General features: G+C 67.6%; 23 protein-coding genes. 10 read left to right on the plus strand and 13 right to left on the minus strand.

Annotated features, from left to right (window positions below):
* Positions 1-41 precede the first annotated feature (41 nt).
* Together R1L06_RS10200 and prmA are read right to left on the minus strand one after the other, a co-directional pair.
* Positions 42-827, minus strand: a complete 786-nt coding sequence (locus R1L06_RS10200) for a DUF3426 domain-containing protein (protein ID WP_197617051.1) — start codon at positions 825-827, stop codon at positions 42-44.
* A gap of 42 nt (positions 828-869) precedes the next feature.
* Complete coding sequence (prmA, locus tag R1L06_RS10205) at positions 870-1,790, minus strand: 50S ribosomal protein L11 methyltransferase (RefSeq protein WP_049463300.1); 921 nt, start codon at positions 1,788-1,790, stop codon at positions 870-872.
* 164 nt (positions 1,791-1,954) lie between these two features.
* Between prmA and R1L06_RS10210 the strand changes: the two genes are divergently transcribed.
* Complete coding sequence (locus tag R1L06_RS10210) at positions 1,955-2,920, plus strand: hypothetical protein (RefSeq protein WP_032129558.1); 966 nt, start codon at positions 1,955-1,957, stop codon at positions 2,918-2,920.
* Positions 2,917-3,291 (plus strand): hypothetical protein, encoded by a 375-nt coding sequence (locus R1L06_RS10215; protein WP_010481078.1) that lies wholly within the window; start codon positions 2,917-2,919, stop codon positions 3,289-3,291. The genes R1L06_RS10210 and R1L06_RS10215 overlap by 4 nt, the downstream gene beginning before the upstream one ends.
* A gap of 129 nt (positions 3,292-3,420) precedes the next feature.
* Here the strand turns inward: R1L06_RS10215 and accC are convergent, their stop codons facing one another.
* From accC to R1L06_RS10240, 5 genes are all read right to left on the minus strand, one after another.
* Entirely contained in the window at positions 3,421-4,788 is a 1,368-nt protein-coding gene (accC, locus tag R1L06_RS10220) for an acetyl-CoA carboxylase biotin carboxylase subunit (protein WP_032129559.1), read from the minus strand.
* Between the two features lie 10 nt (positions 4,789-4,798).
* Positions 4,799-5,278, minus strand: coding sequence for an acetyl-CoA carboxylase biotin carboxyl carrier protein (accB, locus tag R1L06_RS10225; protein WP_032129560.1), 480 nt, complete (start codon positions 5,276-5,278; stop codon positions 4,799-4,801).
* 53 nt (positions 5,279-5,331) lie between these two features.
* A complete protein-coding gene (locus R1L06_RS10230) occupies positions 5,332-5,757 on the minus strand; it encodes a lysozyme inhibitor LprI family protein (RefSeq protein WP_080355197.1) in 426 nt (141 codons plus the stop codon).
* On the minus strand, positions 5,754-6,203 hold the full coding sequence (gene aroQ / locus R1L06_RS10235; RefSeq protein ID WP_317217628.1) for a type II 3-dehydroquinate dehydratase: 450 nt from the start codon (positions 6,201-6,203) through the stop codon (positions 5,754-5,756). The genes R1L06_RS10230 and aroQ overlap by 4 nt, the downstream gene beginning before the upstream one ends.
* 350 nt (positions 6,204-6,553) lie before the next feature.
* Complete coding sequence (locus R1L06_RS10240) at positions 6,554-7,282, minus strand: DOPA 4,5-dioxygenase family protein (RefSeq protein WP_317217629.1); 729 nt, start codon at positions 7,280-7,282, stop codon at positions 6,554-6,556.
* Between the two features lie 165 nt (positions 7,283-7,447).
* On the opposite strand from R1L06_RS10240, the gene R1L06_RS10245 reads away from it, so the two are divergent.
* Positions 7,448-8,275, plus strand: coding sequence for an isocitrate lyase/PEP mutase family protein (locus tag R1L06_RS10245; protein ID WP_317217630.1), 828 nt, complete (start codon positions 7,448-7,450; stop codon positions 8,273-8,275).
* A 73-nt stretch (positions 8,276-8,348) separates the two neighbouring features.
* Here R1L06_RS10245 and R1L06_RS10250 read toward each other — a convergent pair whose 3' ends face one another.
* Positions 8,349-8,882, minus strand: coding sequence for a hypothetical protein (locus tag R1L06_RS10250; protein WP_182266790.1), 534 nt, complete (start codon positions 8,880-8,882; stop codon positions 8,349-8,351).
* 126 nt (positions 8,883-9,008) lie between these two features.
* Here R1L06_RS10250 and R1L06_RS10255 point away from each other — a divergent pair, with 126 nt between their 5' ends.
* A complete protein-coding gene (locus tag R1L06_RS10255) occupies positions 9,009-9,605 on the plus strand; it encodes an NAD(P)H-dependent oxidoreductase (RefSeq protein WP_317217631.1) in 597 nt (198 codons plus the stop codon).
* A 16-nt stretch (positions 9,606-9,621) separates the two neighbouring features.
* Positions 9,622-10,215 carry a TetR/AcrR family transcriptional regulator gene (locus R1L06_RS10260; RefSeq protein ID WP_317217632.1) on the plus strand — a complete coding sequence of 198 codons (594 nt, stop codon included), beginning with the start codon at positions 9,622-9,624 and terminating at the stop codon, positions 10,213-10,215.
* Between the two features lie 5 nt (positions 10,216-10,220).
* On the opposite strand, the gene R1L06_RS10265 is transcribed toward R1L06_RS10260, so the two are convergent.
* A complete protein-coding gene (locus tag R1L06_RS10265; protein ID WP_317217633.1) occupies positions 10,221-11,015 on the minus strand; it encodes a D-alanyl-D-alanine carboxypeptidase family protein in 795 nt (264 codons plus the stop codon).
* A gap of 120 nt (positions 11,016-11,135) precedes the next feature.
* Here R1L06_RS10265 and R1L06_RS10270 point away from each other — a divergent pair, with 120 nt between their 5' ends.
* Both R1L06_RS10270 and R1L06_RS10275 read left to right on the plus strand, forming a co-directional pair.
* Positions 11,136-12,689, plus strand: a complete 1,554-nt coding sequence (locus R1L06_RS10270) for an alkaline phosphatase (RefSeq protein WP_317217634.1) — start codon at positions 11,136-11,138, stop codon at positions 12,687-12,689.
* Positions 12,690-12,731: 42 nt separating this feature from the next.
* Positions 12,732-13,298 (plus strand): GIY-YIG nuclease family protein, encoded by a 567-nt coding sequence (locus tag R1L06_RS10275; RefSeq protein WP_317217635.1) that lies wholly within the window; start codon positions 12,732-12,734, stop codon positions 13,296-13,298.
* Between the two features lie 7 nt (positions 13,299-13,305).
* Here the strand turns inward: R1L06_RS10275 and R1L06_RS10280 are convergent, their stop codons facing one another.
* Positions 13,306-13,449, minus strand: a complete 144-nt coding sequence (locus tag R1L06_RS10280; RefSeq protein WP_317217636.1) for a hypothetical protein — start codon at positions 13,447-13,449, stop codon at positions 13,306-13,308.
* A gap of 98 nt (positions 13,450-13,547) precedes the next feature.
* Here R1L06_RS10280 and R1L06_RS10285 point away from each other — a divergent pair, with 98 nt between their 5' ends.
* Entirely contained in the window at positions 13,548-14,447 is a 900-nt protein-coding gene (locus R1L06_RS10285) for a LysR substrate-binding domain-containing protein (protein WP_317217637.1), read from the plus strand.
* Between the two features lie 72 nt (positions 14,448-14,519).
* Here the strand turns inward: R1L06_RS10285 and R1L06_RS10290 are convergent, their stop codons facing one another.
* Complete coding sequence (locus R1L06_RS10290) at positions 14,520-15,236, minus strand: ABC transporter substrate-binding protein (protein ID WP_317217638.1); 717 nt, start codon at positions 15,234-15,236, stop codon at positions 14,520-14,522.
* A gap of 82 nt (positions 15,237-15,318) precedes the next feature.
* Between R1L06_RS10290 and R1L06_RS10295 the strand changes: the two genes are divergently transcribed.
* A complete protein-coding gene (locus R1L06_RS10295) occupies positions 15,319-15,690 on the plus strand; it encodes a VOC family protein (protein ID WP_317217639.1) in 372 nt (123 codons plus the stop codon).
* A 96-nt stretch (positions 15,691-15,786) separates the two neighbouring features.
* Here R1L06_RS10295 and R1L06_RS10300 read toward each other — a convergent pair whose 3' ends face one another.
* The gene (locus R1L06_RS10300; protein ID WP_317217640.1) at positions 15,787-16,629 is read right to left on the minus strand and encodes an arylamine N-acetyltransferase family protein; all 843 of its coding nucleotides are present in this window, start codon (positions 16,627-16,629) and stop codon (positions 15,787-15,789) included.
* Between the two features lie 203 nt (positions 16,630-16,832).
* Here R1L06_RS10300 and R1L06_RS10305 point away from each other — a divergent pair, with 203 nt between their 5' ends.
* Positions 16,833-19,370: a methyl-accepting chemotaxis protein gene (locus R1L06_RS10305; RefSeq protein WP_317217641.1), complete on the plus strand. Its 2,538-nt coding sequence runs from the start codon at positions 16,833-16,835 to the stop codon at positions 19,368-19,370.
* Between the two features lie 78 nt (positions 19,371-19,448).
* Here the strand turns inward: R1L06_RS10305 and R1L06_RS10310 are convergent, their stop codons facing one another.
* Complete coding sequence (locus tag R1L06_RS10310) at positions 19,449-21,971, minus strand: PepSY domain-containing protein (RefSeq protein WP_317217642.1); 2,523 nt, start codon at positions 21,969-21,971, stop codon at positions 19,449-19,451.
* Positions 21,972-22,312 lie beyond the last annotated feature (341 nt).

Genomic DNA, 22,312 nt, shown 5'->3' on the forward strand with positions numbered 1-22,312 from the left:
CGAGCGTGCCCGGCCTGCCACGGCTGGTCGCCTCTCCCCGGTCAGAGGAAGTCGAAGGTGAATGCGACGGTGGACGCAGCGGGCTCCTGCAACCGGAAGGCGACGCGCGCGCTCTGGCCCGGTTCCAGCAGGGCTGCACCGGGGTTCTCGCCCAGGTACTGCGCGGGCGTGAACACGCCGCTGCCGATCACCCGGCCATCGGCATCGGACAATGACAACCGCAGGTCCGGCCACGCCTGTGCCCAGCGCGCATCATTGCGGATGCTGGCCTGTACCTGCAGCACACCGGCCTGGCCCGGCAGGGGGCGGATCTCGCGGCTGGTCATGGTGAACGCAGTGGGTTCGTGCCAGGCAGGCAGGCTGCAGCGCAGCACGCCGCACAGCGTGCCCAGCCATGCGCGGTTGCCGGCGTCGGCGGCCAGCCGCGCGCGGTCGGCCAGCACGCTCTGCAGTACCAGCAGCAATGCCAGCCCGGCGACCAGCAGCCAGTGCCAGCGGGGTGTTGGCAGCGTGCGCGTGCGTGCGCTGCCGAGGAAGCTGGGGGCATCACTGGCGACCGCCGTTGCCTGCACCGCGACCGGCGCCGGCTCGATGGCCGCTGCTTCATCAACGATGACAACGTCATCGTCGTGTCGCATCTCTGTCGCCGGTGGGCGTGCCAGGTCGATGGGCTCGGCCTGCATCTGCTCCACGGGCGTTGCGTGCCCGGCTTCGTCCTGCATGCGCGCATCGGTCGCACGTGCATCGGTCGCAGGCGCAGGCTCACCCTCCGGCGTCGTGCGCAGGAAGGTGGCCAGGGGACGGCGCGGTGGGTTCGGCTCGGACATGCTCAGGGCGCGGGCTCGGATCCAGCGGTCATTCAACCACGATCAGGCGCGGCGCACGCCGGTGATGCGCATCCAGTCGCCATCCTGGGTGGCCTGCAGATCGTCGAACCATGCTGCGTAGCGCTGCAGCAGTTCGCCTTCCTGGCCATGCAGGATGCCGGACAGGGCGATGCGGCCACCGGCAGCAACGCGCGCAGCCAGCAGTTCGGCCAGCGCATCCAGCGCCGAGGCGAGGATGTTGGCGACCACGATCGGATAGGTCGCGACCGGTTCGTCCTGCGGCAGGTACACATGCATGCGGGCCTGCTCGCCGTTGCGCTCGGCATTGTCGGCGGTGGCGACCAGGGCCTGCGGATCGTTGTCCACGCCGATGGCTTCGGCGGCGCCCAGCTTCAGCGCGGCCAGTGCGAGGATGCCCGAGCCGCAACCGAAGTCGAGCACGCGCTGGCCCTGCAGCAGGCCATCGACCGCCAACTGGTCCAGCCAGCGCAGGCACAGTGCGGTGGTCGGGTGGGTGCCCGAACCGAACGCCAGGCCCGGGTCCAACCGCACCACGGCGGCATCGGCGGCCTGTGCGGCATCGGGCAGTTCATGGTTCCACGGCACGATCCAGGTACGGCTGCCGAAGTCCATCGGCTGGAACTGGTCGAGCCAGGCACGTTCCCAGTCTTCATCCTCGACCGCGCGGAAGCTGCCGCTGCTCCAGTCCAGCTCCGGATCGAAGGATTCCAGTGCGGCCAGCAGCAACAGCGCGTTGCTGTCGGCGGGGAACAGTGCGCTCAGCACCAGCGTGTCCCACAGCGGGGTCTCGCCCACGCCCGGTTCGAGAATGGCCTGTTCGTTGCTGGTATCGGCCTCGGCATCGAGCAGGGTCACGGCCAGTGCACCAACGTCCTCCAGCGCATTTTCATAGCGGGGCTGGGTGGCTTCGGTGCAGCGCAGGGTCAGTTCCAGGAACGGCATGGTGGTTGGGGGCAATCGCAGGAAAGGGGGCCATGCTAGACCATCGGGGCGTCTCCGTATTGCCTGAGATGCCGCTCCGAGATGAACGAAGCCCGTTCAGACAGGCCCGTCGGGCCTTGCTAAACTTCGTGCTTTCCTATGCGCCGCATCGCCTACCGCCGCCGATGGCCTTCGCTCCGACCCTGAAAACCTGGTTGCTCGTACTGCCGGCTGTGGCCGTGCTGGGCGTGGCCGGTTATCGGGCCAGCGGCCATGCTGCGACGTCTTCGGTAGCGTCGGCGGATCTGGCAGGTGCGGTCGCGGCCGCTGACAGTGCGGCGCCGCTGCCGGTGATGCCGGAGGCGCTCGCGCGCCGCCTGGCACCCTTCGAGCGTGGCAACGCATTGCCGTCCGGGCTGCCCCTGGATCTCCGCGCCGATATCGAAGACGCCACCGACCTGTATGCCTATGCTCAGCGGTTGCGTGCCCAGGCGGACGAAGGCAACCACGAGGCGCGCTGGATGCTCAGCCGTGTCTATGACTACTGCGCGCAGTACGCGGTCGATCCGGGTGGCTACCGCTTGGACAACAACGTGCTGGCCGGGCTGGGCCTGACCGCCGCACCGGCGATGGTGCAGGCGCGCGAGCGCGTCGCGCAGCGTTGTGGTGGTTTCGTGCCGGGCGACAAGCTGGGCACGGCCTTGGTGCTGTCCGAACGTCGCAAGGCGGCCGCACAAGGCAATCTGGCTGCTGAGGCTGCGTTGTTCGCCGAGGGCGAACCGCTGCAGGACAGCCCCGAGTACCGCCGTGACCTGGTTGAACGGGTGCGCACCTCGCGCGACCCGGAGGCCTTCATGGCGATCGCACCGGGCATGGGCGTGCGCGCCTCGGGTGACCGCGCGCTCAACGGCCTGGTGGCGGGCGAGCAGCTCAGTGAACTCGCATGGCGGCTTGCGGCCTGCGAACTCGGTCTACCGTGTGGGGCAGACAGTGTGCTGGTCAACAGTTTTTGTGCGAACGGAGGGATCTGTTCGCAGGATGGTACGCAGGATTTCCGGGATTTCGTGTATGACGCTGCGGTATCGCGGCAAGGCGCTGGGAAGATGAAGGAATGGATCAAGCGATTGGTTGGAAAGAGGAACGAGCAATGAACTACCGCCGATTCCTGCACGGGGCCAAGTTCTGGTTCTGGGTGGCCCTGTTCGTGGCCTACTCGGCCGGCGCGGTTGGCCTGTTGATGATCGATACCTATGAAGATCGCTACCGGCATCTGTCGAAGGTGGAACTGACCACGGTGAAGGCGCAGGAAGACGTGCGCCGTGCCGGTGCCAGCCAGGTGGCCGCGGTCTATCGCGCGCAGAGCGGCATGCCGTTCGCGTCGCTGCCGGCGGGCAGTACCTTCCAGGTGGTGTGGCCGGATGGTTCGACCGAGACCATGGTGATCGTCGACCCGACGTCGCCCAATGGCGTGCGTCCGCTGGCGAACTCGCAGATTCCGGCCGAAGCTGCCGACAAGCGCTGATGCGCCTGCTGTAGCGCCGAGCCCACGCTCGGCTGAGCTTTCCGGCAAGCCGAGCATGGGCTCGGCGCTGCAGCAACAGAAAAGGGCGGGGATATCCCCGCCCTTTTCGTGTCCAGCACGTGGCGCCGATCAGGTCAGCGCGATCGGCTTGTTCTTGCGTTCGGCCAGGCGCTTTTCCAGGTAGTGGATGTTCTGGCCACCGGCCTGGAAGCCCTTGTCGCGCATGATCCGCTGCTGCAGGGCGACGTTGGTCTTGATGCCATCGACCACCATTTCGCTCAGTGCCACGCGCATGCGGGCAATGGCGGTTTCGCGGTCCGGGCCGTGCACGATCAGCTTGCCGATCATCGAGTCGTAGTTCGACGGCACGCGGTAGCCACTGTAGATGTGGGTGTCCACGCGCACGCCGGGGCCGCCCGGCGGATGGAAGCCGGTGATGGTGCCCGGGCTCGGCACGAAGGTTTCAGCATCTTCGGCGTTGATGCGGCACTCGATGGCATGGCCGGTCAGCACCACGTCGCTCTGCTTGATCGACAGCTTCTGGCCGGCGGCGATCTTCAGCTGCTCAGCCACCAGGTCGATGCCGGTGACCATTTCGGTAACCGGATGTTCCACCTGGATGCGGGTGTTCATTTCGATGAAGTAGAAGCGGCCGTCCTCGTACAGGAACTCGAACGTGCCGGCACCACGGTAGCCGATGCGTACGCAGGCTTCGGTGCAGACCTTGCCGATCTGCTCGCGCTGCTCGGCAGTGATGCCCGGTGCCGGCGCTTCTTCCACCACCTTCTGGTGGCGGCGCTGCATCGAGCAGTCACGCTCGCCCAGGTGGATGGCGTTGCCCTGGCCGTCGGCCAGTACCTGGATTTCCACGTGGCGCGGGTTCTCCAGGAACTTCTCCATGTAGACCTCGCCATTCCCGAACGCGGCCTTGGCCTCGCTCTTGGTGGTTTCGATCGAGGTCTTCAGCGAGGCTTCGGCGTGCACCACGCGCATGCCGCGGCCACCGCCACCACCGGCCGCCTTGATGATGACCGGGTAGCCGATCTCACGGGCGATCTTGGTGTTGGCGACGATGTCTTCGCCCAGCGGGCCGCCCGAGCCGGGCACGCACGGCACGCCGGCGGACTTCATCGCGCGGATGGCTTCGACCTTGTCACCCATCATGCGGATGGTGTCGGCCTTGGGGCCGATGAAGATGAAACCGGACTCTTCCACGCGCTCGGCGAAGTCGGCGTTCTCCGACAGGAAGCCGTAGCCCGGGTGGATGGCCTGGGCGTCGGTGACTTCCGCCGCGGCGATCAGTGCCGGGATGTTGAGGTAGCTCTGCGGCGACGGCGCCGGACCGATGCAGACCGACTCGTCGGCCATGGCCACGTGCTTGAGGTTGCGGTCGACCGTGGAATGCACGGCCACCGTGCGGATGCCGAGGGTGTGGCACGCGCGCAGGATGCGCAGCGCGATTTCCCCTCGGTTGGCGATGACAACTTTGTCGAGCATGGCGTGCCCCTCAGCCGATCACGAACAGCGGCTGGTCGAATTCGACCGGCTGGCCGTTCTCGCCGAGGATGGCGACGATGGTGCCGGACTTGTCGGCTTCGATCGGGTTGAACATCTTCATCGCTTCGATGATGGCCAGGGTCTCGCCTTCCTTGACCTGCTGGCCAACGCTGACGAACGCCGGCTTGTCCGGGGCGGACGACGCGTAGAAGGTGCCGACCATCGGCGAGCGCAGCACGTGGCCTTCCGGCAGCGCCGGGCCCGGCTTGGCGGTGCCACCGGTGGAGGCTTCGGTCGGCGACTGCATCGGCATCGCCTGCGGCGCCGGAGCGGCCGGAGCGGCGTACACCGGGGCGGCGACCGGGGCGGCATAGCCGGCCACCGGGGCGCGCGACAGGCGCACCGACTCTTCGCCTTCCTTGATTTCGATTTCAGCCAGGTTCGACTCTTCCAGCAGGTCGATCAGCTTCTTGATTTTGCGGAGATCCATGGTGGCCTCTTTGCTCTTGATGTCAGTGTGGTGGGAAGCGCATCGCGCTCGGGTCAAAGCAGTTCGTAGAACTCGCGCAGCTGCCGCGTACGGTCGCGCGTCTGGGTGATCAGGCACTGCATCTTCGCAGGGTTGCGCGAGGTGCCGTCTGCATTGAAGGCGTAGACTGCCTCGCAGTCTGCATCGCGCAGGGTTATCCAGATGCGCTGGGCCTTCACCAGCTGCTGTTCGGCCGCTGCGCAGCGGCTGCAGCTGCCATCGGCGGCCTGCGCCTTCAGTTCGCCGCGCGCCTGGACGTAAACGGCGTTCAATGCGCTGTCGGCGTCATCCAGGCGATCGGAATCGCACATGTCGCGCTCGTAGCCGCCGGTCGCCTGCGCGCAGTCAATGCCAGCGGCCGCGCGCTCGGCGGCGATGCTGGCGCCGCACACGCCGGCCCACAGCACGATGCAGGCAAGCACTCTTGGGAGCATCTTCACGCGCGGGCCGCCTGCACGCGCAGCAGCGCCGCGTCCATCGCGTAGCGGTAGCTGTCGGCGCCGAAACCGCAGACCACGCCCACGGCCTTGTCACTGAAGTAGCTGTGCTGGCGGAACGGTTCGCGGGTATGCGGGTTGGACAGGTGGATCTCGATGAACGGCACCGCCACCGCCGCCAGCGCATCGCGCAGGGCGACCGAGGTGTGGGTGAAGGCAGCGGGGTTGATCAGGATGAAGGCGGTTCCGTCGTCGCGTGCGGCCTGCACGCGGTCCACCAGCACGTGCTCGGCATTGGACTGCAGGCTGTCCACCGCGTGCCCGGCAGCCGAGGCCTGGGCGGCCAGCGCCTGGTCGATGTCGGCCAGCGTGGTGTGGCCGTAGACCTCCGGCTCGCGGGTGCCGAGCAGGTTGAGGTTGGGGCCGTGCAGGACCAGCAGCTTCGCCATGGGATCCGGAAGACGGGAAAGGGCGGCAGTCTGGCGGAACCGGCGGATGCTGTCCAGTTCGGCGAAGTTTGCAGCGTTTCAATCGATTGTTTGAAATTCCCCGGAGGGCTTGCGGCCGTATGGCGGGCGCTGGATCAAGGCGCGCTGAACGCCGTGCAGCTGGGGGATGCGTGCACGTAGGCCGACGATGGCGGCAGGCCGGGCGATGTCCGATGCCGCAACGGGCTGTGATGCGGTAGATCCACGCCATGCGTGGATGAAGGAAGTTCGGTGCGCAGCAGGCTACGCACCCACCGAGGGGCAGCCCAAGGTGCGCTGCACGCCACCCACCGCCCCCGCCACGCACCCGCTCACGTCTCCAGCGGCACCGTCGGCACCACGTTCGGGAACACCTCCTCCAAGGGCTCCCGTTCCCCCGGCTTCGGTGCCGGCCAGTTGTAGGCGTTCACCGGCTGCGCGCGGTTCACCCACAACGCGTAATACAGATGGTCGGCGCGGCCATCACCGGTATTGGGGTGGATCAGGATGGTCAGGCCCAGGCTGTTGAGCTGCAGCCAGGGCACCAGCACCGGCAGCAGGTCGTTGGTGAAGCCGAAATAGAACGACGGGGTGACGTGCGGTCCGCGTGGTTCCAGGTTCCAGTTGCCCAGCTCCACCGGGAAGCGCTCCGCCGCCCAGCGCCGCAGCAGCGCAGCTTTCTCGAAGCTGTCCTCGTCGAAGTAGATATGCGCGTGATAGCTCTTGATGTCGGTGTAGGCACGTGGGGTCGCGGGCAGGGTGGCCTCCCCGGGACGCACGCTGGCCGGGCGCGGGGTCGGTTCACTGGCGGTGACCTGGCCCCAGGGGCTGCTGCCCTTCACCGGCGGCGGGACGATGGCACGGAAGCCGGGGCGCCCGGGTTCGGTGGTGTTCACCGTGCTATCGCCGCGCGGGGCTGCGGCGGCGGTCGACGCACTGGCCAGGCCGCCGGCGGCCAGACCGGCCGAAGCGATCAGGCGGCGGCGTGTGGGCGAAAGCAGGTCGGCCCAGTGGGCGTCATCGTCGCCGGCGTCGATCAAGGTCAGCGGGTCCGGGTGCATGAAGGGCTCCGTGGCGGCATCGTGTGGGCAGGCAAGCACGCTCGGGCACCTGCATCCACAGCGTCCAATAAGCAGGTGGCATCACCTCATGCAGGTTTGCGCCGTCGTCGTTGAGCCCGGCTGCAGGGCGGGCTAGGGTGCAGGTCTGCCGCCCCGGAGCCCGCCATGACCTCGCCCGATGCCGATACCCAACGCAAGCGCGCGGCCTTGCGCCAGCTGCATGCAGCAGGGTGCTTCGTACTGCCCAATCCATGGGACGTGGGCAGTGCGCGCTACCTGCAGCGGCAGGGCTTCCAGGCACTGGCCACGACCAGTGCCGGCTGTGCCTGGAGCGAAGGGCGGCCGGACGGAGCGGTTTCGCTGCAGGCCACGCTGGACCATCTGCGCCTGATGGCGGCAGCGACGCCGCTGCCGTTGAACGCCGATTTCGGCGATGGTTTCGGTGATACGCCGCAGAAGGTGCAGGAGGCGGTGGCCGCGGCGATCGACACCGGCATCGCGGCGTTGTCGATCGAGGATGCCAGCGGCGTCGCCGATGCACCGCTGCGTCCGATCGATCAGGCGGTGGAGCGCCTGCGAGCTGCCCGTGCAGCCATCGACCGCGCGGGCGGCGACGTGCTGCTGGTTGGCCGTGCCGAGAACTTCTTCGTCGGCGTGCCGGATCTGGCGGACACCCTGCAGCGCCTGCGCGCCTATGCCGAGGCCGGTGCAGACGTGCTGTATGCACCAGGCATCAGCACGCGCGAGCAGATCAGCGCGGTGGTTGCCGCCGCAGGGTCGAAGCCGGTGAACCTGCTGGTCGGTGGGCCGACACCGCTGAGCCTGCAGGACATCGCTGCACTCGGCGTCCGCCGCGTCAGCCTGGGCGGCGCATTGGCCCGTGCTGCATGGGGCGGACTGATGCAGGCGACACAGCCGATCGTGCAGGCCGGACGCTTCGACGGCCTGCAGCAGGCGGCTTCCGGGGCCGCGTTGAACGCGCTGTTCCGTTGAGCGAAATCCCGGTGCAGTCCCAGACCAGCAGGGATAGTAGATCCACGCCATGCGTGGATGGATGCGCCTGCGATTACAGCGCTTCCATCCCACCCTTGGGCAGCGTCACCCCAGGCTCCAACGCTGGCAGCAGTTGCCGCAGCAGCGCGGGATTGTCCAGCAACGCAGCACCGTCAATGAAACTCCATTGGGCTGTGCCGACGCGGCGCACGGCGAGCATGAACGAGGTGCTGCGCATCGGCGCCTCGCGCACGCGCAGCAGCGACTGGCGTGGCACGAAGCAGACTTCCTCATCACCGGCTGCATAGGTCTGGCCCGGCACGCCAGCCTCGTCGCTGATGATGGTGACCCCGGTCTTGCGCAGCTCTTTCAGGGTGTCGCGAGTCATATGCGCATAGGCCTCATCGCCCCCGGCCAGGCGCTTCAGGCTGGGATGGGTTCGGGCGATGATCAACTCGGCATCGCCGCGGGCGAATGCGCCCAACATCGCCTGCACGTCCTGGCGCAATGCGGCCGAGTCTTCCGGACTGAGCTCACCGGCCAGCGCTGGCGCAACGGCCATTGCCATCGGCAGGGCCAGCAGAAGGGCGAGCAGGTATCGGTGCATCGTCGGGTATCTCAGCGGGAACCGCCGCACTATACGGCGGATGCGGAAACAGCGTCCCACGCATGGCGCTGGTGTCCCGGGCATCACTATTTACTATTGGTAGGTAGTGAGTTCCGGACATCCCCCATGCACACCCTCATCGTTACCGCCCATCCTGAATCCGCCGCGTTGACCCATGCCATCGCCAGGCGCATCGGCGAAGCCATCACCGCAACGGATACCGCCAATACCGTGACCCATGCCGATCTGATGGCCGAAGGCTTCGATCCGCGCTTCAACACGCACGACCAGGCGCTGTTCCGTGGCACCGGCGCACCTCCAGCCGACGTCGCCGCCGAGCAGGCGCGGCTGGATGCTGCCGACACGCTGGTACTGGTCTACCCGCTGTACTGGTGGTCGTTCCCCGCGCTGCTGAAGGGCTGGATCGATCGCGTGTTCACCCAGGGCTGGGCCTACCAGGACGGTGCAGACGGCAAGGTGCAGAAGAAGCTGCAGGGGTTGCGCGTGCACCTGGTCGGCATCGGTGGGGCCGGCGCGGACATGATCGAACGGCGCGGTTACGGCGCGGCGATGAAGACGCAGATCGACATGGGCATCTTCGACTACTGCGGCGCGCACGTGCTGACGTCAGAACTGCTGCTGGATGCCGATACCGGTGCGGCCGAAACGCATCTGCAGACCGCGCTGGTGATCGGCCGTAAAATCGGAACTCCGATGCACTGATCGCCGTGTTCCGCCGATGCCTGCCAACGCCGCTCCCACGCGCCGCCGATTGACCCGCGAGCAACGCGCCCGCCAGTTGCTGGACGTGGCCTGGGCGCTGGTTGGCGAAGAAGGCACCGACGCGTTGACCCTGGGTCGGCTGGCCGAGGCCGCGGGCGTGACCAAGCCGGTGGCCTACGATCACTTCGTGACCCGCAACGGCCTGCTGGCCGCGCTCTACGATGACTACGACGGCCGTCAGACGGTGGTGTTCAACGAGCGCATCGGCCGCGCCCGCGCGCAGTTGGCCGATCGTGCGGCGGCCATCGCCTCCGGCTACATCGACTGCATCCTCAGCCAGGGCAGTGAAGTGCAGGGCATCCTCGCCGCGCTGGTGGGCGCTCCGGAACTGCACGAGCTACGGCGGCGTTACCAGCAGGATTTCGTCGACAACTGCGACGCCTGGCTGGGCCCGTTTGCTGCCGACGGCACGGTATCGCTGGCGGGACGCTGGGCGATTCTCGGTGCGGCTGAAACCCTGTCCGAGGGTGTGGCTGCGGGCGCGCTGGACAAGGCCGACGCCGGGGCCGAACTGCAGCGCTTGATCGTGGCGACGGTCAAGCGGCGCTGAGCCGCTCAGGCGTCGGCGGTGCTGTCGGCCAGCGCCGCGAACCCGGCGGCCAGCCGCTCGCGCACAAGGGCATCGCGTGCGTCGCGGCTTTCAGAACCCAGCACCACGGTGATCAGGCGTACCGGCTGATCCCGCCCGGGCACTGCCCGGCAGGCGGTGGCGGCCAGGCAGAAGCCTGCGGCCTGGGTGTAGCCGGTCTTCAAGCCATCCACGCCGTCATCACCGAGCAGCGCGTTCTGGTTGTTGCGGCCGAAGCTGCCATGCGCGAACGCGCGCTGCGCGGTGATTGCCAATATCTGCGGATGGTCATTCAGCAGGCAGGCGGCGAGTACTGCCATGTCGCGCGCGCTGGACGCATGGTGCGGGGTGGTGATGCCGGACACGCTGGCGAACCAGCTGCTGCGCAGGCCGAGCTGGCGTGCGTGCCGGTTCATGCGCTCCAGGAACGCAGGCTGTGATCCGTCCAGATGGCGCGCGATGGCCAGCGCCGCGTCATTGCCGGAGACGATCATCAGTCCTTCCAGCAGGCGCGCGAGGGTGACTGTTTCACCGGGCACCAGGCCCATGCGCGTTTCATCATCGGCCACCGCGTGCACATCCCCGGCGGCGATGGTGACCGCTTCGTCCCACGCGCCTCCCTTCTCTTCGACGCATTCGTACGCCGCATAGGCGGTCATCAGCTTGGTCAGCGAGGCCGGTTGCCTGGCGATGTCCGCGTTGTGCTGGTGAATCACCGCGAACGTTGCCGCATCGAGGGTGATGGAGGACAGCGGTGCACGCGCGGGAGCAGGAGACGGCATGGAAACGAGGATGGCAGTGGGGGCCTGCAGGATAGTGTGCAGCGGCTGCACGAAGCTGCAACATTGCAACGATATAACGTATCGTAATTGTGGGCCGCCGATGGCCCAACGGGACACCCGATGACTGCACGCATTCCACGCCGCTGGCTTCATTCTTCGTTGCTGCTCGCGCTGGCCGCACTTGGCGGCTGCCAGCCCAATCTGCGCGCCGAGGCTGTTGCTTCCGGCCCAGCGCGCCCGCACAACGTGATCGTGATGATCAACGACGGCGCCGGTTGGGGCACCTGGGACGCCGCCGCCTACTGGCAATACGGCGGCCGCGAAGGGGCCCCGTATGCGGATTTCCCGCAGCGCCTGGCGGTAACCACCTTCCCGTTGAATGCCAGCAGCCAGCCGACCCGCGACAACGCACAGACCCTGGGTTACGACGCGGGCAAGGCCTGGGATGACACACCGGTTCCTGCGCAGGACCTGCCGTTTGCGGGCTACCAGTACCTGGCTGCGGTGGCTACCGACAGTGCGGCGGCGGGCACCGCGTTGTCCTCGGGCATCAAGACCTACAACAACGCCATCAATTACAACAACGATGGCCAGCCGGTCGAGTTCAATACGCTGCGCGCCAAGCGGCTGGGCATGGCCACCGGCGTGGTGACTTCGGTACCGTTCGCGCATGCCACGCCGGCCGCGTTCGCGGCGCAGAATCAATCGCGCAACAACTATCACGCCATCGCCCATCAGATGCTGGCGCAGGGGCATTTGGATCTGGTGATGGGCACCGGAGGCCCTGGCTACAGCGTTGATGGTCGCGCCTGTGACGAGAGTGCCGGCGCGGCCAAGGCCGAGGGCTGCGCGAATCCATGGGAGTGGGTGTCGCCGCAGGATTGGCAGCAGCTGGAAGCGGGCAGCACCATTGCCGGCAATCCGTCCGGGCCGTGGCGCCTGATCCGCAGCAAGGAAGCGTTCGCCGCGCTGGCGCAGGGACGGTTGCCGGCCGACCGGCCGCTGATCGGTGTACCGCGCGTGGCCAACACGCTGCAGCAGGCGCGCCAGCTGCAGGTGCTGGGCAAGGATGCGGCCACGCCTTCCGGTGTGAGGAAGATCGACAGTGTGCCGGATCTTGCGACCATGACCCGTGGTGCGCTGCAATTCCTGCAGCAGCGTTCGTCCAACGGCCTGTTCCTGATGGTGGAAGGTGGCGCCACCGACTGGGCCGCCCATACCAGTGCCTGCGGCACTGAATGGCACTACGGCCAGTGCAGCGACCAGCCGCAGTACGGCCGGCTGATCGAGGAAACCGTGGAGTTCAACGACGCGGTGACAGCAGTGATCGAGTGGATCGAACGCAACGGTGGCTGGGAGCGCAACCTGCTGATCGTCACCACCGACCACGACAACAGCATGCCGATGGGCCCGGATGCACAGAACGTCGCCTTCGAGCCGGTGCGCAACAACGGCCGTGGACGCATGCCCGGGATCAGCTTCCGTCCCACCGGCAACCATTCCAACGCGCTGGTGCCGTTGTGGGCCAAGGGCGCGGGCGCGGAGCTGCTGGGCAAGCGCGTGCGCGGCGTTGATGCCGATTACCGCCAGCATGTGCGCTGGAACGACGGCAGCTACATCGACAACACCGATGTGGCTGCGGCGGTGCAGGAAGCGCTGCAGCGTCCACGGTAACGCCCGGTTGCACGCGGGCTGTTGTCGAGGCAGCCTGCGTACATGCAGTCGGATATCCGCATCGACGGTCGTGTCTTCGCCTACGTCTTCCCCTGTGCGTGGGAAGACTACGCGAAGATTGGTTTCTCACGTGATCCGCTTGGGCGCATCAGCGCATTGCATCGGCGTTGGTTCGAGTTCTTCGATCTCGACGCCGGTGCGCTGGTGGAAGCGGAAAGCGAGCGCGATGCGCGGGATCTGGAGCTGCAGCTGCGTTCGCCGTTCAAAGCGCACCGCGCGCCGGCGCCGATGACGGTCCAGGACAAGGCTGGAGGCCGCACCGAATGGGTGCGTGGTGCCAACCACGCTTTGTCGCTCGCGGTTGCCGGCCTGGGCGAACAGGGCTATCGCTGTTATCCACTGAAGGGGTGGCTGCGAGCCGCCCTTCGCCTGCGCATGGACCGGTTGCACGACTGGGCTGCGGTGCAGCTTCCCGAAGAGGAAGGCCTGCGGATCCCCGGTGGCCCCGGCGAGGGCGCGCTGCGTGACACCCTCGACGGTTGTCGGGCATTGGACATCGATCCGATCCCGTGGCTGCCTGAACACATCCAACGCTGGTATGCAGGTTGAGGAGCGTTCAACGGGCTCGCGGCGGCTGAACCGGCGCGGCCAGTTGCCGCGCGCACTGCGGGGCAGGTGTGGACGGGCTGGCCAGCTGGCATGCCAGCTCGGCACTGGCCACGTGGCCGTGCAGGAACAACAAGCCGCTGAAGATGTTCATGAGCGTGCCTCCACTTGAGTGGATTGCACGATACGGGCAGCATGGGCGGGCAAAAAGCGACATTTCCGCAAGCATGCCTTGAGAGGAATTCAAGCCTGATGTCCCGCCCTCCGCTCCATGCCCTGCAGGGCTTCGTGGCTGCTGCCCGGCTCGGCAACCTGTCGCGCGCGGCGGCGTCGATGAACCTGACCGTCAGTGCGCTCAGCCATCAGATGCGACAACTGGAAGAACGGCTCGGGCAGCCGCTGCTGATCCGCCAGCCGCGTGGTGTCACCCTCACCCTTGAGGGGCAGCGCCTGCTCGACCAGGTCGGACCGCATCTGGATGCGATCAACGAAGCCTTCCAGCCCTATGCCGCACGTGCCGAGCACGTGCTGACGATCAGCGCGGTGCCGTCGATGGCGTCGGCCTGGCTGGTGCCGCGCCTGGGTCACTTCGTGGCCGAGCATCCACAGATCGAGATCAACCTGCAGTCGAGTGAACGCCTGGTTGATTTCGAGCGGCAGCGCCAGTTCGACGCCGCGCTGCGTCTGGGCAGCGGGCAATGGCCGGGCCTGGTGGTGGAACCGCTGTTCGACGAGTGGCTGGTGCCGATGGCGAGCCCGGCGCTGATCGAACGCATGGGCGGCATTGACCGTGTGCCGTTGACCCGGTGGCCGCTGCTCGGTGATCCGGACGGCGCGTGGGGCGCCTGGTTCGCGTTGAGCGGGCAGAGCCCGCCGTCGCGTTTCGTGGCGGTGCTGGATGATTCGGAGGCGCACCATCGCGCCGCTCTGGATGGCGTGGGCGTAGCGCTCGGGCGGGTGACGCGGGCGCGGCTGCTGCTGGATTCGGGCCAGCTGGTCGCACTGTCCAGCCAGCGCCTGAAGACCGACTGGCCGCATTGGCTGGTGTACCCGCAGCGCTCGGCCAGCCATCGCGGTTTCCTTGCGTTCCGTGACTGGCTGCATGCGCAGGCCGCCGAGCATGTGCGGCACATGGCAGACGCACATCTATAGCGCCGAGCCATGCTCGACCATTGCATCTGGATCTGTAGCGTCGAGCCATGCTCGACTGCTGGTGCTCTACAGTCACCGAACCAGCGTGACCGCCTGCCCGGCACGCGCGAACGCTTCCTCAAGCAACGGGCCAGCCTTGATCGCCTCCACTTCCTCGAACAACGCCCGCAATGCATCGGCCGGGCGTGAGGCCGGCGCCGCCACTGCCTGCTGGATCGCGGTGAAACGGCCGGCCAGCACACGGTGGCCGGGATGCACCTGCGCCCATGCTTCCAGCGGCTGGCGTACACCGGCGGCGGCATCCAGGCGCTGCTGATCGAACAACGTGATGGCCGCCGCCGAGGTCTCCGCCCGCTCGATCGTGGCGTGGCGCAGTTCGCGGCTCAGGAACAGGTCATAGGCCGCGCCACGCCCCACCGCGATGCACAGCCCCTCGCGATCCAGGTCGGCCACCTGCTGCGCAGGGCTGTCCTCGCGCACCAGATAGGTGCCTTCGATCTCCACATACGGAGCACTGAAGGCAATGCGGTCGGCACGTGCCGGATCGATGGCCAGGAAGGCCAGGTCCCAGGCATCCTCGCTGGCCGCAGCGACCACCGAGGCCGCGGCGACGTGGCAGGTGAAGCGTGCCTGCACGCCCATGCGCTGCGCCAATGCTGTGGCCAGTTCCAGCGACGGCCCGCGCGGTGAGCGCGCGTCCCCCTGCGCCAGTACCGGATTGCCCAGGTTGATGGCCACGCGCAGGAAGCCCAGCGGTGCCAGTGTGCTTCGATGATCGGCCAGGGACATGCAGGGCTCCGCAGAACAGGGGGGCGTCCAGCTTGCCAGTGCTGCTGCGCAGGCGATGTCAGCGTCCGGTTATCCTGCGCGGATGAATCCGATCCTGCATGTCGAAATCCCAGCCAGTGACCTGGCCCGTGCCATCACCTTCTACCAGCAGTGGTTGCAGGTTGCGGTGGACGAACCGATCGTGCTGCACGATTGCCGGATGGCCTACCTGCCATTCGCCGATGAAGCCGCAGGGGCCAGCATGGCGCTGGTGCAAGGGGCGGACTACCGGCCGTCGGAACTGGGCGCGCGCATCTACATCGGGGTCGATGACCTTGATGCCAGCCTCGAGCGAGCCTTGCAGGCTGGAGCCGAACTGCGTTTCGGCCCCGCTGATGCCGGTGACTGGCGCGTGGCCGAGATTCGCGATAGCGAAGGCAACCGCATTGCGGTGCAGGCGCGCACGGTTCTGTAGCGTCGAGCCATGCTCGACTGCTTCCGGGGTGCTGGGAACGCGTCAGTCGAGCACGGCTCGACTCTACAAAAAGCGCCCGTCGGGCATGGCTCGACGCTACACGTGGGTCGCGGCGCGTGAGCGCTGCAGCCAGTCATTGATGGCCGGGTCCAGCCGCGGGTCGTCCGGAAGCTGGATGCCGAAGCGCTGCTCCAGCACGTCGCGCACATCACCCACATCATGCAGCGAGCGCTTGTCCGGTGCCTGTCCGGGGCGGTACTCGGTGTAGTTGCCGCTGCCGATGGTGCGGCGCCAGTCCGGCCCGGTCAGCGATGCGCGCAGCTGGCCGGGGAAACTGGAATCGGGATGGGTGCACACGTACCAGTTGCCCACCACGTTGTCGATCGGCGCCGGCGCCTGCAGATCGAAGCGGTACATCGCCCGCCAGCCGTCGCTGGATTCGGCCGACAGCATGAAATCACCGCCGTCTTCCAACCGCTGCAACAGATAGCGTTCGTGCGGGGTGGCCTGCGGCTGCGGGTCATGCAGGCGCAGCGGTACGGTCGGGGTCAGGCTGCCAAAACCGGCATCCACCAGCCAGTCATCGCCGTCCACCTGCACGCGTAGCAGCAGATGGGTACGCGCGGTCAGTTCGCCGTCCTGGGCGGCCAGCAGTACGCGCGCGCTCAATGGCTGGGCATCGAAGCCCAAGGCCTGCAGCAGCGCCAGCAACCCGCCATTGAGTTCGAAGCAGTAACCACCGCGGCGCTCGTCAAGCAGCTTGCGCTGCACGCTGTCCAGGTCGATCGGCACCGCATCGCGCAGCAGGCAGCTGAGGGTTTCGAAGGGCAGCAGTGCGTTGTGGCGCTGCTGCAGCAGGGTCAGGCCGGCCAGGGTCCGTGGTGGCGGCGCATCCAGCTGCAGGCGCTGCAGGTAGCGGGGGACATCGAGCGTCGTCATGGGGGCACCGGGCGGGGAAGGGAGGTCCACTGTGCTCCCCCAACCGGGGTTGAGGTCAAGCACGGCGGCCGTGTCATGTCCCCGTCGCCTGCACCCGGTACAAAGACCGCGTCCGCCAGCGACGGGGGGACGCAGACGAAGAAAGGCCTAAAGCTGCCCTGAATCCGGCCGATACAGGTGCGTCCTTCCGCCTGGAGTCTGTCATGTCGGCCGTTGTCCCCCACCTCCGGTCCCTGCGCACGCGTCTTGCCACGTTGCGCTCGGCGTCCCCCGGCCTGCTGCTGTGGCTGCAACCACACCGGCTCAGCGTGGCCAACAAGCTCAAGGCGACCCTGTGGGTCTGTGGCCTGGGGCTGGTGGCGATCGCCGCTGTCTACGCCTGGACTGGCCATGCCAACGCCCTGGCCGCGCGCAGCCAGGCCAGCTACCAGCGCGGCAGCGATCTGGCTGCCAGCCTGTCCACGCGGGTGGCCGAAGCGCGCCGCCTGCAGACCCAGTATGCACGCAGTTTCGATGATGCTGACCGCAGCCAGTTGCTGGCAACACAGAAGGCCCTGCAGGCTGACCTGCAGGCGCTTCGCGCGATGCCGATGGACGCCGGCCGGCGCATGGCGCTGCAGGTGCTGACCGAATCGGCCGACGCGTTCTCGCAGGGTGTCGCCGCCCTGTTCGAACGGGTCGACGAGATGGGCCGCGGTGAGGCCGGCCTCGCTGCACAGCTGCAGCAGGCCGCCGAAACCCTGCAGGCGCAGGTGGATGCGCTGCAGCGGCCGTCGCTGGCGCTGTCCCTGCAGAAGATGCGTAGGCAGGAGGCACTGCTGCTGCTCGACGGTGATTCCACTCACGCCGACCGCGCCAGCGAGGAAAAGCTGCCGTTCGACCTCGCGCTGGCGGGCCTGCCTGCGGATGCGCAGGACGCCCTGCGCAGCGGGATGGAGGGCTATCAGGGCGCACTGCTGGGGTATACCGCTGCCCGCGTCGGCCTGGATGTGGAAGCGCAGTCGCTGCTGGATACGGCCGCGGGCGTAGCGCCGGCGCTTGCCGCTTTCCAGCAGGCACAGGTGGCAGCGCTGGCCAAGGCGCAGGCGCGCCAGCAGGTCGGCGCGCGCACGATGAGCGTGCTGTTCGCATTGACCCTGCTGCTGGTGGCCGGCGTGCTGATCACCAGCCTGGTGCTGGTGCTGCGTGCGGTGCGCCAGCCGATCCAGGACACCCTGCGTTTCGCCAGCGACATCGCCGACGACCGCCTCGACACCACCCTGCGCGTCTACAACGCCAACGATGAGATCGGCCAGCTTGCCCAGCGCCTGGTCGACATGCAGCAGCGCCTGCGCGCGCGCATCGAGACCGAACGTGCTGTGGCGCGCGGCAACACCCGGGTGCGCCAGGCGCTGGACAGTGCGCAGACCGGGCTGATGGTGGTCGATGCCGAAGGCCTGGTGGCGTACGCCAATCCGGCGCTGCTGGAGCAGCTGGAACGTCAGGGCGATGAGCTGGTGGGGAGCGATGCAGTACGCCTGCATCCGGCGCTGGCCAGCCTGGCTGGCGTGCGACAACGCGAAGAACGCGAGATCGGCCATTCCGGTGTGCGCTATCAGCTGGTCGCCAATCCCATTATCGACGAGGGGCATTTCCTCGGCGTGGCGGTCGAATGGCGCAGTCGCGCGCTGGAAACCCTGCTGGAAACCGAAGTGGCAGCCCTGGTCGACGCGGCCGCGCACGGTGACCTGCACGGTCGCATCGCGCTGGAGGGGAAGCAGGGCTTTGTGCGTACGTTGTCGACCAGCATCAATCGTCTGTTGACCACCTTCGAGACCAATCTTGGCGATCTGCAGGCGCTTCTGGCCGCGCTGGCCCGCGGTGACCTCAGCGTGCGCATGGAAGGTGAACTGCAGGGCGTGTTCGCGCGCATGCGCGACGATGCCAACGCCACCGTCGCGCAACTGGGCCGCATCGTCACTCGCATCCAGCAGGCCACGTCCAGCCTCGACACCGGTGTTGGTGAGATCGTCGCCGGTCACCATGATCTGTCGCAGCGTACCGAACAGCAGGCGGCCAACCTGGAAGAGACGGCAGCGTCGATGCACGAGCTGACCGACACTGTGGGCCGCAATGCCGATGCCGCGGGTCGTGCGGATGCGCTGGTCAAGGGCGCGGCGGCAGTGGCCCAGCGTGGCGGCGAGGCGGTCGGCCAAGTGGTGGCAACCATGCATGGCATCAGCGAAGCCTCACGGCGGATCGGTGACATCACCCAGCTGATCGATGGCATCGCCTTCCAGACCAACATTCTCGCGCTGAATGCTGCGGTGGAAGCGGCGCGTGCCGGAGAGCAGGGCCGCAGCTTCGCCGTCGTGGCTGCCGAAGTGCGCCTGCTGGCACAGCGCAGTGCGGAGGCGGCCAAACAGATCAAGGGATTGATCGAGGATTCGGTGACGCGTGTCGGGCAGGGCAACCAGCAGGCCGAACAGGCCGGCACCACGATGGGCGAGATTGTCGGCAGCGTGCAGCAGCTGGCGGATCTGCTGGCCGGGATCCGCAGCGCGTCGCAGGACCAGCATGCCGGCATCGCCCAGGTGAACCAGACCATCGTGCAGATGGAGGCCAGTACCCAGCGCAACGCCAGTCTGGTGGAAGAGGCGGGGGCCTCGACCGCGCAGATGCAGGCGCAGGTACATGCCCTGGCAGAAGCCGTGGGCGCGTTCCGTCTGCAGTCGATGCCACAGGCGCGCGCTGCGGCCTGATCCCGCTCCGGTAGTGCCGGCCGCTGGCCGGCACCGTCGATGATCATGCCGGCCAGCGGCCGGCACTACCCTTGTGGCTCAGTACACGTCGCGCCGGTAGCGCCCGGTCTCCAGCAGCGTTTCCACAACCTCATCGCCCAGCGCAGCGCGCAGCACCTGGTCCACGCCTTCGGCCATGCCCTGCAGCGAGCCGCAGACATGAATCACCGCACCACGCTGCATCCATTCGCGCAGCGCATCGGTGGCGGCATGCAGGCAATCCTGCACGTAACCACCTTCCCCATCGCGCGAGAACGCCAGGTCCACCCGCGCGAGATGGCCATCGGCCTGCCACGCTTCGATCTCGTCGGCGAACAGGAAGTCGTGCGCGCGCTGGCGCTCACCGAACAGCAGCCAGTGCCCGTGCTCGCCTGCATGGGCAGCTTCGCGCAACAGGCTGCGCAGACCCGCGATGCCGGTGCCGTTGCCGATCAGCACCATCGGCGCACCGCCAATGCGATGGAAACCGGGGTTGCGATGCACACGGGCCACGATGCTGGCACCGACCGGGGCATGCAGCGCCAGCCAGCCCGAGCCCAGCCCGGCTCGACCCGACAGGTCATGCACCAGGCGCACTACCAGTTCCACCACTTCATCACTCGTGGAGGAGGCGATGGAGTATTCGCGTCCGGGCAGCGTTGGCAATCCGGACAGCCACAGGCAGGCATCCTGCACCGCCAGTGCGGCGTCGGCCTCGGGCAGCTCGCGTTCACTGGCCAGCGCCAGCAGGGTGCGTGGGTGGCCGTCCACCAGCAGCGGCTGCAGCGGATCCAACCCCTGTGCCTTCAACACGGCGCTGGCATGCCGTGCGTTGTGCCGGGGCGCGATATGCAGGATGTCGCCCGCCTGCCACTGCACGTCGGCCGGTGGCGCAAGACGGATGCGCCAGATGGCACCACCGATGCTGCCCGGATTGAGCCGGTCGCGGCCGAGCAGCCGCCACTCATGCATCTGCGTGGCCGCTGGCAGTACGCTGTCATCGGTGACGATGCCGGTCAGCGCGCCCAGCTGCAGCTGCCATTGGCGCAAGGCCGCTACCGAGGCGGCATCGACTTCGATGCGGTCGAACAACGGGCGCGCGCCGTTGCCGAGCAGCCAGCCATCAACCTGGCGACCGAAGCCGCAGTAGTGCGGGTACTGTCGGTCACCCAGCGCCAGCAGTCCAAACTGCAGGCCTGACAGGTCGAGTGTCTGTGCCATCAGCCGTCGTGCAGCGCCTCGCGCCGCATCCGGTGGCTCGCCGTCGCCGAAGGTGCTCAGTACCCACAGTACCTGCGCGGTGCGTGCCAGCTGCGCGGCATCGACGCGGGCCAGTGGCAGCACCTGCACCGCATGACCGGACGCCTGCAGCTGCGCGGCGGCGCGCCATGCCAGTTGTTCTCCCAGTCCACTCTGGCTGGCATGCACCACCAGCCACGGCGTACCACCGCCATCGGCAGGCGTTGCTGGCAGCGACTGGCGCAGGTCACGCGCGGCGCGCTGGCTGCGGCGGCGGTCCAGGTAGAGCATCCAGCCGGTGATGAAGAACAGGCTCATGCCCAGGCTGCTGAGCATCACCACCACGCGCCCGGGCACGCCGAAGTAGCTGCCCGAGTGCAGCGCGAACACGCTGGTGGCCAGCTGCGCGCCGGCGCCCTGGCGCGCATAGGGGCGGGCATCGAGCGTGGCCCCCGTGCCTGGGTCCAGCTGCAGCAGATCATGCGCGCGGTCATGCTGGCCGCCGCGCTGCGACGGATCACCGGCCATCACCCGCACGTTCAGTGCCTGCCCCGGCTTCTCCGGCAGGCGCAGGTCGATGTAGCCGGTGCGCACGCCGGGCAGTGCGTACAGCGTGGCTTCGATGCGTTCCAGATTCAGGGCGGCGTCGGTGGCGACCTTGTGCCTGGCGGCCGGTGCGACGCCCAGCAGGGTGTTGGCGGCACTGCGATACCAGTCGAACGACCACCACAGGCCGGTCAGCGCACTCATCAGGTAGATCAGCAGCACCCAGGTGCCGACCACCGAGTGCAGGCTCCACAGGAAGCCACGGCCGCTGCGTTTCCATTCCACCGCCAGCCAGCTGCGCCAGTGCCACCAGCGGCGCGGCCAGCGCAGGTAGAGCCCGGACAGGGTGAAGAACAGCAGCGCGATGGCACAACTGCCGGTGATCCATTTGCCGCGCTCGCCGGCGGCGAGGTGGCGATGCAGGTCCTCGACGAAATCGAAGAACGCCTGCCCGCGCAGGGCGCTGAAGCGCTCGCCGGTGTACGGATCGAAGTAGACCCAGTGTTCCTTGCCACCGGCGAAGCGCGCCACCGAGGGCCGTTGCCCGGTGGCATCCACGCGCAGGCGTTGCAGGGGGCGATCACTGCCGGCCTGCAGCAGCGGCACCAGTTCGCTGAGTTCAAGCGGAAGCTGGCCGTCGGCATGGTGCTCGGCGATCTCGGCGAAGCCGGGATTGGCCGCCCGCAGCAGTTCATCCTCGAAGGACAGCACGGCGCCGCTGAGGCCCATCACGGCCAGCACGGCACCGGCGGTGATGCCCAGCAGCCAGTGCAGTTGGAACAGGACGTTCTTGAACATCGAAGGAGGAGGGCCTGGAAGGCTGCCGCCCGCATCCTGCGCAACAGCAAATGAGAATTAGTCGCGGAATTCTCCGTGGCGCCCCGGCTGCGGTCAAGCAGGGGATATCGGCCGGGCGGCGCCCGGCACCCGCCGAGGCAACGTCAACGTCAAAAGCGGGCTATCGGTGGATGGCGGGGTGGGTCCGGTTGCGGGGGACGGCGTGAATACGTCCATGTAGCCTCGGTCGCGCCATCCATGGCGCTCACGCCCCCTCAACCGGACCCACCCCGCCTTCGACAGTTTCCTGCGATCTGTCGGAAATACTTTTGGGGTCAGATCCGTTTTCCGCAGGAAAACGG

This window comes from Stenotrophomonas mexicanensis, from assembly GCF_032911605.1.
Classification (GTDB): domain Bacteria; phylum Pseudomonadota; class Gammaproteobacteria; order Xanthomonadales; family Xanthomonadaceae; genus Stenotrophomonas; species Stenotrophomonas maltophilia_A.

Bases quoted from the DNA above. Each gene is read 5' to 3' on its own strand.
- R1L06_RS10215 (WP_010481078.1), top strand. From the start codon at position 2,917: ATGAACTACCGCCGATTCCTGCACGGGGCCAAGTTCTGGTTCTGGGTG.
- R1L06_RS10295 (WP_317217639.1), top strand. From the start codon at position 15,319: ATGAATCCGATCCTGCATGTCGAAATCCCAGCCAGTGACCTGGCCCGT.
- R1L06_RS10255 (WP_317217631.1), top strand. From the start codon at position 9,009: ATGCACACCCTCATCGTTACCGCCCATCCTGAATCCGCCGCGTTGACC.
- R1L06_RS10310 (WP_317217642.1), bottom strand. From the start codon at position 21,971: ATGTTCAAGAACGTCCTGTTCCAACTGCACTGGCTGCTGGGCATCACC.
- R1L06_RS10210 (WP_032129558.1), top strand. From the start codon at position 1,955: ATGGCCTTCGCTCCGACCCTGAAAACCTGGTTGCTCGTACTGCCGGCT.
- aroQ (WP_317217628.1), bottom strand. From the start codon at position 6,203: ATGGCGAAGCTGCTGGTCCTGCACGGCCCCAACCTCAACCTGCTCGGC.
- R1L06_RS10265 (WP_317217633.1), bottom strand. From the start codon at position 11,015: ATGCCGTCTCCTGCTCCCGCGCGTGCACCGCTGTCCTCCATCACCCTC.
- R1L06_RS10240 (WP_317217629.1), bottom strand. From the start codon at position 7,282: ATGCACCCGGACCCGCTGACCTTGATCGACGCCGGCGACGATGACGCC.
- prmA (WP_049463300.1), bottom strand. From the start codon at position 1,790: ATGCCGTTCCTGGAACTGACCCTGCGCTGCACCGAAGCCACCCAGCCC.
- R1L06_RS10200 (WP_197617051.1), bottom strand. From the start codon at position 827: ATGTCCGAGCCGAACCCACCGCGCCGTCCCCTGGCCACCTTCCTGCGC.
- R1L06_RS10270 (WP_317217634.1), top strand. From the start codon at position 11,136: ATGACTGCACGCATTCCACGCCGCTGGCTTCATTCTTCGTTGCTGCTC.
- accC (WP_032129559.1), bottom strand. From the start codon at position 4,788: ATGCTCGACAAAGTTGTCATCGCCAACCGAGGGGAAATCGCGCTGCGC.
- R1L06_RS10250 (WP_182266790.1), bottom strand. From the start codon at position 8,882: ATGCACCGATACCTGCTCGCCCTTCTGCTGGCCCTGCCGATGGCAATG.
- R1L06_RS10245 (WP_317217630.1), top strand. From the start codon at position 7,448: ATGACCTCGCCCGATGCCGATACCCAACGCAAGCGCGCGGCCTTGCGC.
- R1L06_RS10290 (WP_317217638.1), bottom strand. From the start codon at position 15,236: ATGTCCCTGGCCGATCATCGAAGCACACTGGCACCGCTGGGCTTCCTG.
- R1L06_RS10305 (WP_317217641.1), top strand. From the start codon at position 16,833: ATGTCGGCCGTTGTCCCCCACCTCCGGTCCCTGCGCACGCGTCTTGCC.
- accB (WP_032129560.1), bottom strand. From the start codon at position 5,278: ATGGATCTCCGCAAAATCAAGAAGCTGATCGACCTGCTGGAAGAGTCG.
- R1L06_RS10260 (WP_317217632.1), top strand. From the start codon at position 9,622: ATGCCTGCCAACGCCGCTCCCACGCGCCGCCGATTGACCCGCGAGCAA.
- R1L06_RS10280 (WP_317217636.1), bottom strand. From the start codon at position 13,449: ATGAACATCTTCAGCGGCTTGTTGTTCCTGCACGGCCACGTGGCCAGT.
- R1L06_RS10285 (WP_317217637.1), top strand. From the start codon at position 13,548: ATGTCCCGCCCTCCGCTCCATGCCCTGCAGGGCTTCGTGGCTGCTGCC.
- R1L06_RS10275 (WP_317217635.1), top strand. From the start codon at position 12,732: ATGCAGTCGGATATCCGCATCGACGGTCGTGTCTTCGCCTACGTCTTC.
- R1L06_RS10300 (WP_317217640.1), bottom strand. From the start codon at position 16,629: ATGACGACGCTCGATGTCCCCCGCTACCTGCAGCGCCTGCAGCTGGAT.